Here is a 15,017-nt window from a genome sequence, read left to right on the forward strand (position 1 = left end):
GCGCAGGGCAGTTACGCTACGAGTCGTAGCGAAAGAGAAGTGGGCGAGATGAACGGCAACTCCTCGGCGCCCACTTTCTTTCGCCGCGCATGACCAGCGACAACCAGAGCGACAACCACAGCGACAACCAGAGCGGCACGCACCGGCACAGGGTGGGGACCCTGCGCCACAACCATCGGTCCTCCTCGGGACCTTGGCGCCACGACCGTCCGCGGCCCCGCAATCCGGCGGGGGGCCTCGGACGGGCGCGGTTCCCGCACGGCTTGGGGGAGGATGTACTCATGCAGCCACGGAACATGTCCATGAGCGGAGTCGTCGACCTCGCCGCCGTGAAGGCGGCCCAGGAGGCCAAGGCGAAGGCGGAGCAGGCGCGCGCCGAAGCGGCCCGGCAGGGCGGGGGCGCCGTACCGGGCGTCTCGCCGTCGAGCCTTGTCATCGACGTCGACGAGGCAGGCTTCGAGCGCGAGGTCCTGCAGCGCTCCACCGAAGTACCCGTCGTCATCGACTTCTGGGCCGAGTGGTGCGAGCCGTGCAAGCAGCTGAGCCCGCTGCTCGAAGGCCTCGCGCGGGAGTACAACGGCCGTTTCGTCCTCGCCAAGATCGACGTCGACGCCAACCAGATGCTGATGCAGCAGTTCGGGGTCCAGGGGATCCCGGCGGTCTTCGCGGTGGTGGCCGGACAGGCCCTGCCGCTCTTCCAGGGCGCCGCCCCGGTGGAGCAGATCCGCCAGACCCTGGACCAGTTGATCCAGGTCGGCGAGGAGCGCTTCGGTCTGACCGGTATCACCGTCGACCCGGACGCAGCGGGCGGGGAGCAGCAGGAAGCCCCCGTCGCCGAGATGCCCGCCGGGCCGTACGACGCCCTGCTCGAAGCCGCTGTCCAGGCGCTGGACGCGGGTGACTTGGGCGGCGCCGTCCAGGCGTACCGCAACGTACTGAACGACGACCCGGGCAACACGGAGGCCAAGCTCGGCCTCGCCCAGGCCGAACTGCTGCAGCGCGTCCAGGGCCTTGACCCGCAGCAGGTCCGCAAGGACGCCGCCGACCGGCCCGCGGACGTGGCCGCGCAGATCACCGCCGCCGACCTGGATCTGGTGGGCGGTCATGTGGAGGACGCCTTCGGGCGGCTCATCGACGCGGTCCGGCGCACGGCGGGCGACGACCGCGACGCCGCCCGCGTGCGGCTGCTCGAACTCCTCGAGGTCGTCGGCTCGGACGACCCGCGGGTGACCGCCGCGCGCACGCAGCTCGCGCGGGTGCTCTTCTGATCGCTCCCTCGGGTCTGACCGCTCCCTCGGGCCGTTCGCTGACCAGTCCCTAAACGTTGGGGCTTGTGATGCCCGAGTGAAAATTCGCCGCACAGGCGTCACAGTGGCCGCGCTTTACCAAAACTTGGTAAACGCGGCCACTGTTACTTGGAGTAAGCCCAGGCCAGCCTTCTGTCCTGGTGTGCCCTTCAACATCCCGGTCTGTTCCTGGCCATGGGTGCACCGTCCGTGGCCGACCGATACCGGGCGGTCGTGCTTCGGTTATCGCGCCGTTACTAGCCAGTAACGAACCCCCTTGTGCGAGGCCCGAGAATGCACCACGATCGGCGACGCTCGGTCCAATAACCCGCAGCCCGAAAGCCAGTCGGGAGCGGGCTTTCTGGGTCCCCACCGAGCAGGCCGGAGACACCCCGTCGCCGGCCTTGGACAGGGGGGTCTCTGCCATCCGGCAGGGCCTGTCCGGCAGGTTGTGCGTGTCGCGTGCGACCAGTGGTTGTCGCTCGGGGGTGATCTCCCGAGGACGTAGCGCTTCTCCCATCCCTGCCCGGCTGAGCCGCCCGAACGGGATCAGTCAGGGCCGGAGATGTACGTCCGAGAAGGAGGAAAGTCATGGAGTCCGTGGCTCGTGGCGGAACCAGATGGAAGCGGTTCGCCGTAGTCATGGTGCCGAGCGTCGCGGCGACTGCCGCGATAGGTGTGGCCCTCTCGCAGGGTGCACTCGCGGCATCGTTCAGTGTGTCCGGTCAGCAGTTCAAGGTGACTGCCGACCAGCTCGACGGTACGGGTTTCGTCCAGTACGGGGCGCTTGACAGCGGCAAGTCGGGTAACCACCCGGTCGCCGTCGTCGGCCTCGACTCGGCCGAGATCACCAACCTGTGTCAGTCCGTCGTCGTTCCGGTCCCCGTCTTCGGCGATGTGTCGATGACCCTCAAGGCCGGCGCCAAGGGCGGCCCCAAGGTCGAGGCGAAGAAGCTCTACATCGACGCCGATGACCTGAAGGCCGACGCGACGTTCACCAACGTCGACATCGGCGTCTCGGTCGACCGGACCACCAAGGGCCCGGGCCCGTCGAAGGGCGACAAGTACGCCCCCGACTCGTTCGCGCAGCAGGCTGACAAGGTGCGGTTCACCGACGTCAAGCAGCGTGCGTGGGCGACCACGGCCGGCACCTTCAAGCTCTCCGGTCTGGGCATGTCGGTGAAGAAGGGCAAGCACGAGTGCTACTGAGGCAACTGATGCCTCGACAGCGGTACTTGTAGCGAAGAACGGCCGGGCGCGGGGGCGCACGGATCTTGACCTCAACCGTCCCCGTGCCCGAATCCGCAGGACACAGAACCAACGCCATTCCCCGAGGAGCTGTACGACATGAGCGCCGAAGCGCAAGTGGGGCCGGGCGACAAGCTCGGCCGGATGCGCCGATCGTTCCGAGGGTGGCGCGGTCAGCGCCCGTTCTGGGGTGGTCTGCTGACGTTGCTCGGCGGCATCCCGATCATGTACTTCCCGTACGCGAACCTCACGCTCGGCACGATGACGATCCGGATGGCGACGACCGCCGGCGCCGGCTCGCTGATCATCGGCGTCCTGCTTGTCGTGCTCGGCCTGACCATGTGGTTCCAGCCGCACTCCCGGATCTTCGCGGGTGTCGCGGCGATTCTGCTCGCCCTGGTCTCTCTGGTCGTCTCCAACTTCGGCGGCTTCGTCATCGGCTTCCTGCTCGCTCTGCTCGGCGGTGCCCTCGGCATCTCCTGGGCGGCGGCCAAGCCGGCGAAGGAAACCACCAGGAAGCGGGCCGAAGGCTCTGACGACGGGGCGCCGGAGCCCGCGGCCGCGGGGGCCGCGAACGGGGTGAGCGGCACTACGGACGATCTGTCAGGAACGAGCCCGGACAACGGGACGAACGGGAGGCACCGTGCCGGCTGACGAGGTGCACCAACTGGACTCCGCGGGGGAGCCCCGCGCGAGATCCGGGCCGCGCCACGCGGCACCCAGAAAGCCGCTCCTCACCCGCCTGCACGTCCCGGCGGGCAAGGCGATAGCCATCGCGGCGATGCCGACCGCCGTCCTCATGGGCATGGGCCTGACCCCCCAGCTCGCGCAGGCCAAGCCGCTGCCGAAGAACCCCTTCCAGGACGGCCCGTGCGTCACGGCGCCGGACGACGCCTCCGAGGCCACCAAGGACGCCGAGGACGCGGACAAGGCTGCCGAGGAGAAGGCGGACAAGGAGAAGGCGGAGCAGGAGAAGGCCGAGCAGGCGCAGAAGGACGCGGCCAAGAAGGACGAGGCCGCCGAGCCGACGCCTTCGCCCTCCGCCGGTGACAAGGCGGGCTCGGACTCCGACAGCTCCGGCGACGGCGACAAGGCCGAGCCGACCCCGTCCCCCTCGGACGACGAGGACGACAAGGCCGGCGAGCCCGCTCCCGAGCCCTCCGAGACCAAGAACCCGCTCGACCCGCTGGGCGTCGGTCCCGCGCTCAAGGACCTCTTCACGCCCGACGAGAAGGAATCCGCGAGCCCCACGCCGACCCCCTCCGCCTCCGAGGAGAGCAAGACCTCCGAGGAGAAGGCCAAGGACTCGGCGAAGGACACGGTCGACGACGTCACCAAGCCCGTCAAGGACACCGTCGACGGGGTCACGGACGGCGTCAAGGACGGTGCCGACAAGGCCGGGGACACGGTCGACAAGGCCAAGGAGGACGCCGAGAAGGCCGCCGAAGAGGCTGCCGACAAGGCGAAGGCCGAGGAGTCCGCGGACCCGATGGCACCGGACGAGAACGGCAAGAAGCCGTTCCCGTGCGTGGTCGAGAAGAAGGTCGACGGAAAGGCCGAGCAGACGCCCGCGCCGATCCCGAACCAGCCGTGGCACCTGGAAGCCAGCTCGCTCACCCTCAAAGGTGCGGACTACCAGGGCGTCGTGAACCTGACGATGCCCAACGGAAACTCCAAGCAGGCACTGAAGTACGTCGTCCAGAACACGGACATCGGCGACCTGCACCAGATCGTCGAGGGCCCGGCCGGCAAGAAGTACCACGTCCAGGCCGAGAAGGGCTCCACGTCCACCATCCGTGGCGGCGAGACGACGATGTACACCGAGTCGATCTCCGGCAAGCTCTTCGGCCTGATCCCGATCACGTTCGACCCGGAGCACCCGCCGCCCCTGAACATCCCGCTGATCTACTTCACGGACGTGAAGGTGCAGCAGGCGGGCCAGTTCGGCGGCAACCTGCACGTCCCCGGCCTGAGCCAGACGATCACCGACTGATCTTCACCGGGAGCCGCAAAGCGCTGAGGGCGCCCCCTGCACCAGGGGGCGCCCTCAGCGTCGTACCAGGGGAGTGTCAGTCGCGGCCGACGCCGCCCAGGTGGTGCACCCGGACCATGTTGGTGGTGCCGGGGACACCGGGAGGCGAGCCCGCCGTGATGATCACGGTGTCGCCGTCGTTGAAGCGGTTCAGCCTGACCAGCTCGGCGTCGACGAGGTCGACCATCGCGTCGGTGTTGTCGACGTGCGGCACGACGTACGAGTCCACGCCCCAGCTCAGCGAGAGCTGGTTGCGGGTCGCCTGGTCGGTGGTGAAGGCCAGGATCGGCTGGGCCGCGCGGTAGCGGGACAGACGGCGGGCCGTGTCACCGGACTGCGTGAAGGCGATCAGCGCCTCGGCGTCCAGGAAGTCCGCGATCTCGCACGCGGCACGGGCCACCGAACCACCCTGCGTACGCGGCTTCTTGCCGGGCACGAGCGGCTGCAGACCCTTGGAGAGCAGCTCCTCCTCGGCCGCCGCGACGATCTTCGACATCGTCTTGACGGTCTCGATCGGGTAGGCGCCCACGGACGACTCGGCGGACAGCATGACCGCGTCCGCACCGTCCAGGATCGCGTTGGCGACATCGGACGCCTCGGCGCGCGTGGGACGCGAGTTGGTGATCATCGACTCCATCATCTGGGTCGCGACGATCACCGGCTTGGCGTTACGGCGGCACATCTCCACCAGGCGCTTCTGCACCATCGGGACCTTCTCGAGCGGATACTCGACGGCCAGGTCACCACGGGCGACCATGACGGCGTCGAAGGCCGCGACGACGCCCTCCATGTTGGCGACGGCCTGCGGCTTCTCCACCTTGGCGATGACGGGGACCCGGCGGCCCTCCTCGTCCATCACCTTGTGCACGTCCTTGACGTCACCGGCGTCGCGCACGAAGGACAGGGCGACCATGTCGCAGCCCATCTTCAGGGCGAAGCGCAGGTCCTCGACGTCCTTCTCGGAGAGCGCGGGCACGTTCACGGCCGCGCCGGGCAGGTTGATGCCCTTGTGGTCGGAGATGACGCCGCCCTCGACGACGATCGTCTTCACCTGCGGCCCGCTCACCTCGACGACCCGCAGCTCGACGTTGCCGTCGTTGATCAGGACCTGGTCGCCCTTGGAGACGTCACCGGGCAGGCCCTTGTAGGTGGTGCCACAGATGGACTTGTCGCCGGGGACGTCCTCGGTGGTGATGGTGAACTCGTCACCGCGCACCAGCTCGACGGGTCCCTCGGCGAAGGTCTCCAGACGGATCTTCGGACCCTGCAGGTCGGCGAGGACGCCGACGGCACGGCCGGTCTTGTCGGCAGCCGCACGGACGCGGTCGTACCGCCCCTGGTGCTCGGCGTGCGTGCCGTGGCTGAAATTGAAGCGGGCCACGTTCATGCCGGCCTCGATCAGCGAGACGAGCTGCTCTTCGGAGTCGACGGCGGGGCCCAGCGTGCAGACGATTTTGGAACGGCGCATAGGGGCGATCCTATCGGTTTGTTTCGCTACGGAATATTCCGTCTGGTGGAATCTACAAATGGGCGGTACTGCGCTCAGGCGAGGCGTTCTGAATTCCTGAGAATTGCGGTTATGACGGGTTCCCGACCAGTGCGTACGTCTGCTGCGCGATCTCCAGCTCCTCGTCGGTGGGGACGACGGCGACCGCGACCCGCGCGTACTCCGGTGAGATCAGCCGCGCCTCGTCGGAACGTACAGCGTTGAGTTCTCCGTCGACCGCGAGCCCCAGCTCCTCCAGACCCGCGACGGCAGCCTCCCGCACCGGCGCCGCGTTCTCACCGACCCCCGCCGTGAACGCGATGGCGTCCACCCGGCCGAGCACCGCGTAATAGGCGCCGATGTACTTCTTCAGACGGTGAATGTAGATGTCGAACGCGAGCGAGGCGGCCTCATCACCCTCATCGACCCGGCGCCGGATCTCCCGCATGTCGTTGTCGCCGCAGAGACCGACCAGACCGCTCTTCTTGTTGAGCAGGGTGTCGACCTCGTCGATCGACATCCCGCCGACGCGGGCCAGGTGGAAGACGACCGCCGGATCCACGTCACCGGAACGGGTACCCATCACGAGCCCCTCAAGCGGGGTGAGCCCCATCGAGGTCTCCACGCACCTGCCGCCCCGCACGGCGCTCGCGGAAGCGCCGTTGCCCAGGTGCAGCACGATGACGTTCACGTCCGCCGGAGCCTTGCCGAGCAGCTTGGCGGTCTCGCGGGACACGTACGCGTGCGACGTCCCGTGGAAGCCGTAGCGCCGCACGCGGTGCTCGTCTGCGGTGGCCACGTCGATCGCGTAGCGGGCGGCCGCCTCCGGCATCGTCGTGTGGAACGCCGTGTCGAACACGGCGACCTGCGGCAGATCCGGGCGCAGCGCCTGCGCCGTGCGGATGCCGGTGATGTTGGCCGGGTTGTGCAGCGGCGCCACCGGGACGAGGCGCTCGATCTCCGCGAGCACGTCGTCCGTGATGACCGTCGGCGCGGTGAACTTCAGGCCGCCGTGCACCACGCGGTGACCGATCGCGGCCAGCTCGGGGGAGTCGAGGCCGAGCCCGTCGGCGGCCAGCTCGGCTGCGACCGCCTTCAGGGCGGCCTCGTGGTCGGCGATCGGCTCCTCGCGCTCACGCTCGCCGCCGCCACCCGTCAGGGGGGTGTGCTTGAGCCGCGAGGTCTCCTCGCCGATGCGCTCGACCAGGCCGACCGCGAGGCGTGAGCTGTCGCTCATGTCGAGCAGCTGGTACTTCACCGACGAGGAGCCGGAGTTGAGGACGAGGACGCGGGTGGCGCTCACGGGAGGAATGCTTTCTGTAGACGTCATACGGAGGGGGCGACGGCCGGGCCCTGGGCCTGGATCGCGGTGATCACGACGGTGTTCACGATGTCCTGCACGAGAGCACCCCGCGACAGGTCGTTGACCGGCTTGCGCAGGCCCTGCAGAACCGGTCCGACCGCGATCGCGCCGGCCGAGCGCTGCACGGCCTTGTACGTGTTGTTGCCGGTGTTCAGGTCCGGGAAGATCAGCACGCTGGCCTGGCCCGCGACCTCCGAGTCCGGCAGCTTCGTCGCCGCGACCGAGGGCTCCACGGCGGCGTCGTACTGGATCGGCCCCTCGATCTTCAGATCACCCCGGCTCTCCCGCACCAGCTCCGTCGCCTCGCGCACCTTGTCGACGTCGGCGCCCGAACCCGACGTACCCGTCGAGTACGACAGCATCGCGATCCGCGGCTCCACACCGAACTGCTCGGCGGTGGCGGCCGCCTGGACCGCGATGTCGGCGAGCTGCACGGCGTTGGGATCCGGGTTCACCGCGCAGTCGCCGTAGACGAGGACCTTGTCGGCGAGGCACATGAAGAAGACGGACGACACGATCGAGGCGTCCGGCTTGGTCTTGATGATCTCGAACGCGGGCCGGATCGTGGCGGCCGTGGAGTGAACGGAACCCGACACCATGCCGTCGGCGAACCCTTCCTGCACCATCAGGGTGCCGAAGTAGTTCACGTCCGCGACGACGTCGTAGGCGAGCTCGACGGTGACGCCCTTGTGGGCGCGCAGTTCGGCGTACTTGGCGGCGAACGCGTCCCGCAGTTCGGAGGTGTGCGGATCGATGAGCTGCGATCCCGCGAGGTCGACGCCGAGGTCCGCGGCCTTCTTGCGGATCTGCTCGGCCGGGCCGAGCAGCGTCAGGTCGCAGACGCCGCGGCGAAGGAGCACGTCGGCGGCGCGCAGGACGCGCTCCTCGGTGCCCTCGGGCAGCACGACGCGGCGCTTGTCGGAGCGTGCCTGCTCCAGGAGCTTGTGCTCGAACATCATCGGCGTGACGCGGTCGCTGCTCGGGGCCTGTACGCGGCTGAGCAGCCCCGCCGTGTCGACGTACCGCTCGAAGAGCCCGAGGGCCGTCTCCGCCTTGCGCGGCGTTGCGGCGTTCAACTTCCCTTCCAGAGCGAAGAGTTCACCCGCGGTGGGGAAGGACCCGCCGGAGACCGCGATGACCGGGGTGCCGGGCGCGAGGCGGTCGGCGAGCTTCAGGATCGCCTCGCCCGGCTGCTCGTTGAGGGTGAGCAGGACGCCCGCGATGGGCGGCGTACCGGCGCTGTGCGCGGCGAGCGAGCCGACGACGAGGTCGGCGCGGTCGCCGGGGGTGACCACGAGGCAGCCCGGGGTCAGGGCGTTCAGGAAGTTCGGCAGCATCGCGCCGCCGAAGACGAAGTCGAGCGCGTCTCGCGCGAGACCCGCGTCGTCACCGAGTACGACCCGCCCGCCGAGCGCGTGGGTGATCTGGGCGACCGTGGGCGCCGCGAGGGCGGGTTCGTCCGGCAGGACGTAGCTGGGGACGGGCAGGCCGGCCGCGAGGCCTTCGTGGATCTCGTCGCGGTCGGCGGGCGCCACCCGGTTGGTGACCATCGCCAGGACGTCGCAGCCCAGGCTCTCGTACGCGCGGTAGGCGTTGCGCGTCTCGGCGTGGACGGAGTCCGCGGTCTGGTTCTTGCCGCCGACGACGGCTATCACCGACGCCCCGAACTCGTTGGCGAGGCGGGCGTTGAGGGAGAGCTCGTCCGGGAGCTGGGTGTCGGCGAAGTCCGTGCCGAGCACGAGGACGATCTCGTAGTCCCGCGCCACCCGGTGAAAGCGGTCGACGAGCTGGGAGACCAGCTCGTCGGTGCCCTGCTCGGCCTGGATGGCGGACGCTTCGTGGTAGTCCATGCCGTATCCGGACGCGGCGTCCTGCGCGAGCCGGTACCGGGCCCGCAGAAGATCGAAGAGACGGTCGGGCCCGTCGTGGACCAGCGGACGGAAGACCCCCACCCGGTCGACCTGGCGGGTCAGGAGTTCCATGACTCCCAGCTCGATGACCTGGCGGCCGTCGCCCCGGTCGATCCCGGTCACGTACACGCTGCGCGTCACGCGTGTTCTCCCCTTCTTCGCTGCGGTGTCCTGTGTTCCTGTGTCCTGGGTACCCGGCGGGACCGGGCCAGTTCCAGCAGGGCCAGTTCCATCAGGCCAGTGCCATCAGGCCAGTGCCATCAGGGCCGGACAAATGACCCGATATGGTTGCCGTGCCCTCTTGACAATACCTCTGTGGCTGGTTAGGTCGCCCGCCGGACGAAAGGCCTCGTGGAGCGGGCCCAAGGGCCTCCTCCCCAGGATCGGCCGGAGCAGCCGCGGGCGGCTACGCCTGATGCGTGAGCGGCGACGGGTTCGCGGCCATGGAACAATCAGACCGGCTCACACGCATCAACAGCGAGCAGGAGACACAGCACGATGCGCATCGGAATTCTCACCGCAGGCGGCGACTGCCCCGGCCTCAACGCAGTGATCCGGTCGGTCGTGCACCGAGCCGTCACGCACTACGGCGACGAGGTCATCGGCTTCGAGGACGGTTACGCGGGCCTGCTCGACGGCCGCTACCGCCAGCTCGACCTGAACGCGGTCAGCGGCATCCTCGCCCGTGGTGGAACGATTCTCGGCTCCTCACGCCTGGAGCGGGACCGCTTCCGCGCGGCCTGCGAGGACGCGCGCGCGCTCGCCAAGGAGATCGGCTTCGACGTCCTGATCCCGATCGGCGGCGAGGGCACGCTCACGGCCGCGAAGATGCTGTCGGACGCGGGCCTGCCGGTGGTGGGGGTCCCGAAGACGATCGACAACGACATCTCCTCCACGGACCGCACCTTCGGCTTCGACACGGCGGTGGGAGTCGCGACGGAGGCGATGGACCGTCTCAAGACGACGGCCGAGTCCCACCAGCGTGTGATGGTCGTCGAGGTCATGGGCCGGCACGCGGGCTGGATCGCCCTGGAGTCCGGCATGGCGGGCGGTGCCCACGGCATCTGCCTGCCCGAGCGTGCCTTCGACCCCGCCGACCTGGTGAAGATGGTGGAGGAGCGGTTCTCGCGCGGCAAGAAGTTCGCGGTGATCTGCGTCGCGGAGGGCGCGCACCCGGCCGACGGCACCATGAACTACGGCAAGGGCGCGATCGACCAGTTCGGCCACGAGCGCTTCCAGGGCATCGGAACGGCGCTCGCGTACGAACTGGAGACCCGCCTCGGCAAGGAGGCCAAGCCGGTCATCCTCGGCCACGTGCAGCGCGGCGGCACCCCGACGGCGTACGACCGCGTCCTCGCCACCCGCTTCGGCTGGCACGCGGTGGAGGCGGCGCACCGCGAGGACTTCGGCCGCATGACGGCGCTGCGGGGCACGGACATCACGATGGTGCCGCTCGCGGAGGCGGTCACCGAGCTGAAGACGGTGCCGAAGGACCGGATGGACGAGGCGGAGTCGGTGTTCTAGGAGGCCCCTCGGGAGTGGCCGGTGGCGGCCGGCTCAGCCCCCGCCGCTCCCCGTCCCCCGCACCTGGGCCCAGAAGTGCTCCAGGATCTTGTCGAGGAAGTCCTGCCCGGCGCTCCCCGAGGCATCGGCCCCGGCGCCGCCGCCCCAGCTGAGGGTACGCACCATGCGCGACTGGTAGTCGGCGTGCAGCTGCTGAAGCACATCTTCCACGTGCCGTTTCCGCACGGGCAGCATCTTGCCCACGGGCCGCACGTACCCCTGCCAGCGGGTGGTCACGGCGCGGCGCAGCAGGTCGGCGAGGTCCTCGCCGCGCCCGGTGACGTTGATGAAGTCGGGCAGGGGCAGCCGCAGCACTTCCGCCAGGGCTGCGGACTGCCGCTCGTTGCCGCGCCAGGTGTTGGTCTCCTCCATGTGCAGATAGACCTGGAGCTCGACCCCCGCCCCCCGCGCCACGTCCTCGGGCGCGAGCCCACGGGCGATCCGGTGCTCGCGCAGGGTGGTCGCGGCGCCCATGAGTTCACCGGGGGAACACCACAGGGTCCCCGCGAGGGCGGTGAGCTCGGCGGAGGTGGGCGCGGCGAGTCCACGCTCCCAGGCGGCGATGGTCTCCGGGGTGACGTAGCTGAGCCCGTAGCTGGCCCGCATGCCATAGGCGACATGCCCATGCGCCATCCCGAGCGCCTCACGAAGGCGCCGGGCGGCGGGGAAGTTGAACGGGGGCGTGGGCTGGGAGGACTGAGAGGACTGGGAGGGCTGGTGCGGCGGTTGGCTCGGTTGCACGGGCACACGGTATGGGCGCGGGGGCCCGACGACTACGGTGCGTTCATACGAGGTTGCGGGTGGTGCGAAGCTACGGGGGGTATTACGGGGCATTGTGTGCGCCTGGCGCTGCGTCCAGCGCGGGCGCGTACTCCCGGAAGAGTGGCTCCGGCCACCGCTATCCCCGCGAAGAGCGCCGTCAGGGCTGTTGCCTTCCTACGGTTGGCATCTAGCTGCCCCCCTTGTGGAGATGATCTGCGATGTCTGCCATGTGCCGGCATCGTTCTTGATCAGCTGTGTGTTGTAGGAGACGTAGCTGTTCTTGGTCACCGGAGTCTTGTTGGTCTTGTCGTTCTTCTTGCTCTTGGTGTAGCCCTTGCTTTCGTCCGCGCAGAAAGAGAGCGTGGCGGTCTTCTTGTCCTTGAGCGTCACTTGATGGTCGTAGTAGCGCACTGTTCCCGTGAGGGAGAGATCAGCGGCCTTGAACTCCTCGATCCAGGACGCCGATGCTTCCAACGCTTTTCCGGTGTTGTAATAGCCGACCGCCTCGGCCGTCGGATCCGTCCCCGTGATCGCGGCGTTCACGGCTCGCATGCGCTCGGCGTCGTCCGCCAGCACTGCCTTCTTCACGGCGTCCCCGGTCCGGGGCTCCTCGAAGGTCATGGTCAGATCGTCCGGGAGCTTGATCTTGGGGCGGCCGGATTCCTCCGACGGGCTCGCGCTCGGTGACGTCGACTTCTTGCCGTCCTCCTGCTCTGCCCCAGCCATCTTGTCGTTGTCCTTGGCTTCGTCGTCGCCGCTGCCGCAGGACGTCAGCAGCAGGGCCGCGGCGGCGGTGAGGGCGACCGTCGCGAGACGGAGAGGGCGGTTCACTGACGGCTCCTGGTGAGGGTGGGAGTTGGCGCGAGCTAGGCACGCTAGTGGGAGCTGATCTATGGCACCAGAGAGATATCTGCTGAGCAATGGGGCGTGAGGGGTTCATCCCGGTGGATACGGGCGGGGCGTCAAGTCCAGGGATCGCAGGGGCCGTCGCCGTCATCTTCACTGGCACATTGCCGCCCTGCCGCCCGGGGTTCCTTACGAGGAGCAGCAGTTCCATGTGTTGATGACGGAGGGCCACTACCCTTTCGTCGGCTCGAACTCCCTGTCCACCTTGCCCATTTCGGACCAAGCGCCCTCCTCCCGGCGGTCGAACCACACCGGGCGTTCGCGTGCTGAGCGGCGCTTTTCGAAAGACACCTCCGAGAGGGTGCCGTTCACCGAGACGTTCTGGATCTCACGGTCCAGGGTGTGCCGGAGCGATGTGGGCGAGCCGGTCGCCGGGAGTTTCTTGAGCGCGGTGGCCAGGGCGAGCGCGCCGTCGTAGAGCTCCTGGTTGCCGCGTGCGGGGAGGTTGTCGTCGGGTTCGCCCGCGTAGTTGCGGGTGCGCAGGACGCCCTCGGGGATGGACTTGGCCGACTGCTCCGCCCTCGCTCGCTCCTCCGAGTCCTCGCAGACACCTTCGGGCGCGCTCTGGGTGAGGATGGGACCCTTGAAGCCGTCGGTCCGAAGCTTGGCGGCCCACCGGGGTATGTCCGAACCGGATGGCACCACCACCGCGTCCGCCCGCGCCCCTGCGGCCAACTCCGGGATCTGTGACGACTTCACCTCGTCCGGGCCGGTGTCCAGCGCCTTGGCCGTCATGCCCGCCCTGCGCAGCGCCGTGCCGATGCCGTCCTCGCGGTCCGTCCAGATCTTGTCCTCCGCCACCAGGACACGGCGCGCATCGGTCCGGTCCAGGAGGTACTCGGCCATCGCCTCGCCCTGCCGCGCCTCGTCGGCCGGGATCGCGAACGCGCCCCCGGCGTGGGCGACTTCGTGGCACGTGCTGATCTCCGGCAGGAACGCCTCGTCCGTGTCGTGCACCCAGGAGAAGTCGACTGTGTCCCCGATGACGGTGAGCATCCTGGGGTGCTTCGCGAGCATTTCGCGAGACGTCGTGTCCGGGTCGGCGGACACGGGGACGAGGCGGAAGCGGCTGCCGGCCTTCGCGCCGAGCGCCTCGGAGAAGGCGGACGCGACTGTGCGCTTCTGCTGCGTCGTGAACTGCGTGTACTCCGACTTCTCGTACTCGTCGGTTGAACCCCCTGCGCCGACATGGGTGTAGCTGTGGGCCACACCGATCTCGTAGACCGTCGGGGCGGCCCCGGCGCCGGACGCGGGCGTGGAATCGGTGTCGGGTGCCGTGAGGGACCGTATGCCAAGGCCCGCCGGGATGCTGACCGCCAAGGCGAGCGCGGCGGGGAGCAGCAGACGCCGCCCGCGCGAGCGGCGGCGCGGCGCGGGCGGGGGCGGGGTCGTGGCCGTGGCTTCCTTGCCTACCGCTGACGGCTGGGGGCGGGCGTCCTCCACCTCCACGGGGGCGGGGACGGCGTCGGCTATGGCCTCCGGTGCGGGGTCCTCTTCGGCCCCCGCGTCCCGTACGTCCCGTGCCGCCGCCCCGTCGTGCAGCGACTCCGCCGCCGCCATAATCCGCTCCAGCGTCGTCCCGGCGTCCGCCGGGCGCTCCGCGGGGTCCTTGGCCAGGAGGTCCAGGACCAGGCGGTCCACCGGCGCCGTCACCTCTGCCCGTGCCCGCGAAGGCCGCAGGGGTGCGTCGTTGACGTGGTTGTACATGACGCCGGCTGCCGTGCCGGTGAACGGCGGTCTGCCGATGAGGAGTTCGTAGAGTACGCAGCCGAGCGCGTACAGGTCGGTGCGGCCGTCACCCGCCTCCTGGCGGAACCGCTCCGGCGCCAGATACGGCACGCTGCCGAACGGCAGCTGACCGGTCCGTGTGAGGCGGGAGTCGCCCGCCGCGCGCTCCATGAACGTCGCGATGCCGAAGTCGACGACCTTGGCGGAGCCGTCAGGTGTGATCATGACGTTGCCGGGTTTGATGTCGCGGTGCACGATGCCCGCCGCGTGGGCGGTCTCCAGGGCGCGGCAGATGTCCGCCGCCCAGCGCAGCGCGTCCGCCACGGAGGCGCGCACGCTTGCGCGCAGCACTCGGTCGAGCGAGCGCCCCTGCACCAGGGCCATCACCAAGTACGGAGTCGGGGGCCGGGAGCTGTCGGTGTTGTCCGTGCCGTGGTCGTGTACGGCCACGATGTACGGGCTGTCCAGCGAGGCCGCGGCGCGCGCCTCCTGCCGGAAGCGCGCAAGGAGCTGTACCGGCTCGTCCGCGTCGGCTTCCCTGTCTTCCCCGTCTTCTTCGCCTCTCGAGCCCTCCGGCTGGAAGAGTTTGACCGCCACCTCGCGGCTCAGGCTCTCGTCCCGAGCCCGCCACACCTCTCCCATGCCGCCCGCGCCGAGCCGTTCGAGCAGCTCGTACCGGCCGTTCAGCAAACGCCCCCGCATGTGCCCTCCCTCAGACCCGGTGATCCTAGTC

General features: G+C 69.2%; 11 protein-coding genes. 5 read left to right on the plus strand and 6 right to left on the minus strand.

The features are described from left to right. Positions 1-281: 281 nt before the first annotated feature. From ABXJ52_RS25690 to ABXJ52_RS25705, 4 genes are all read left to right on the plus strand, one after another. Positions 282-1,268, plus strand: coding sequence for a tetratricopeptide repeat protein (locus ABXJ52_RS25690; RefSeq protein WP_367045028.1), 987 nt, complete (start codon positions 282-284; stop codon positions 1,266-1,268). A 609-nt stretch (positions 1,269-1,877) separates the two neighbouring features. Beyond that, positions 1,878-2,495 (plus strand): DUF6230 family protein, encoded by a 618-nt coding sequence (locus ABXJ52_RS25695; RefSeq protein WP_367045029.1) that lies wholly within the window; start codon positions 1,878-1,880, stop codon positions 2,493-2,495. Between the two features lie 138 nt (positions 2,496-2,633). Next, on the plus strand, positions 2,634-3,188 hold the full coding sequence (locus tag ABXJ52_RS25700) for a DUF6114 domain-containing protein (protein WP_367045030.1): 555 nt from the start codon (positions 2,634-2,636) through the stop codon (positions 3,186-3,188). Then, complete coding sequence (locus ABXJ52_RS25705) at positions 3,178-4,527, plus strand: hypothetical protein (RefSeq protein ID WP_367045031.1); 1,350 nt, start codon at positions 3,178-3,180, stop codon at positions 4,525-4,527. Before ABXJ52_RS25700 ends, ABXJ52_RS25705 begins: the two co-directional genes overlap by 11 nt. A 76-nt stretch (positions 4,528-4,603) precedes the next feature. On the opposite strand, the gene pyk is transcribed toward ABXJ52_RS25705, so the two are convergent. The 3 genes from pyk to pta form a co-directional block, all read right to left on the minus strand. Beyond that, entirely contained in the window at positions 4,604-6,034 is a 1,431-nt protein-coding gene (pyk, locus tag ABXJ52_RS25710) for a pyruvate kinase (protein ID WP_367045032.1), read from the minus strand. A 109-nt stretch (positions 6,035-6,143) separates the two neighbouring features. After that, the gene (locus tag ABXJ52_RS25715; RefSeq protein ID WP_367045033.1) at positions 6,144-7,355 is read right to left on the minus strand and encodes an acetate kinase; all 1,212 of its coding nucleotides are present in this window, start codon (positions 7,353-7,355) and stop codon (positions 6,144-6,146) included. A 23-nt stretch (positions 7,356-7,378) separates the two neighbouring features. After that, positions 7,379-9,466 carry a phosphate acetyltransferase gene (gene pta, locus ABXJ52_RS25720; protein ID WP_367045034.1) on the minus strand — a complete coding sequence of 696 codons (2,088 nt, stop codon included), beginning with the start codon at positions 9,464-9,466 and terminating at the stop codon, positions 7,379-7,381. A 357-nt stretch (positions 9,467-9,823) separates the two neighbouring features. Here pta and ABXJ52_RS25725 point away from each other — a divergent pair, with 357 nt between their 5' ends. Then, positions 9,824-10,849 (plus strand): 6-phosphofructokinase, encoded by a 1,026-nt coding sequence (locus ABXJ52_RS25725; RefSeq protein ID WP_367045035.1) that lies wholly within the window; start codon positions 9,824-9,826, stop codon positions 10,847-10,849. A 33-nt stretch (positions 10,850-10,882) separates the two neighbouring features. On the opposite strand, the gene ABXJ52_RS25730 is transcribed toward ABXJ52_RS25725, so the two are convergent. The 3 genes from ABXJ52_RS25730 to ABXJ52_RS25740 form a co-directional block, all read right to left on the minus strand. Beyond that, positions 10,883-11,629 (minus strand): helix-turn-helix transcriptional regulator, encoded by a 747-nt coding sequence (locus tag ABXJ52_RS25730; protein WP_367045036.1) that lies wholly within the window; start codon positions 11,627-11,629, stop codon positions 10,883-10,885. A gap of 195 nt (positions 11,630-11,824) precedes the next feature. Next, positions 11,825-12,481: a hypothetical protein gene (locus ABXJ52_RS25735; RefSeq protein WP_367045037.1), complete on the minus strand. Its 657-nt coding sequence runs from the start codon at positions 12,479-12,481 to the stop codon at positions 11,825-11,827. A gap of 246 nt (positions 12,482-12,727) precedes the next feature. Beyond that, positions 12,728-14,986 (minus strand): serine/threonine-protein kinase, encoded by a 2,259-nt coding sequence (locus ABXJ52_RS25740; protein ID WP_367045040.1) that lies wholly within the window; start codon positions 14,984-14,986, stop codon positions 12,728-12,730. Positions 14,987-15,017: the final 31 nt, after the last annotated feature.

Origin of the sequence: Streptomyces sp. Je 1-332 (assembly GCF_040730185.1) — a bacterium.
Classification (GTDB): domain Bacteria; phylum Actinomycetota; class Actinomycetes; order Streptomycetales; family Streptomycetaceae; genus Streptomyces.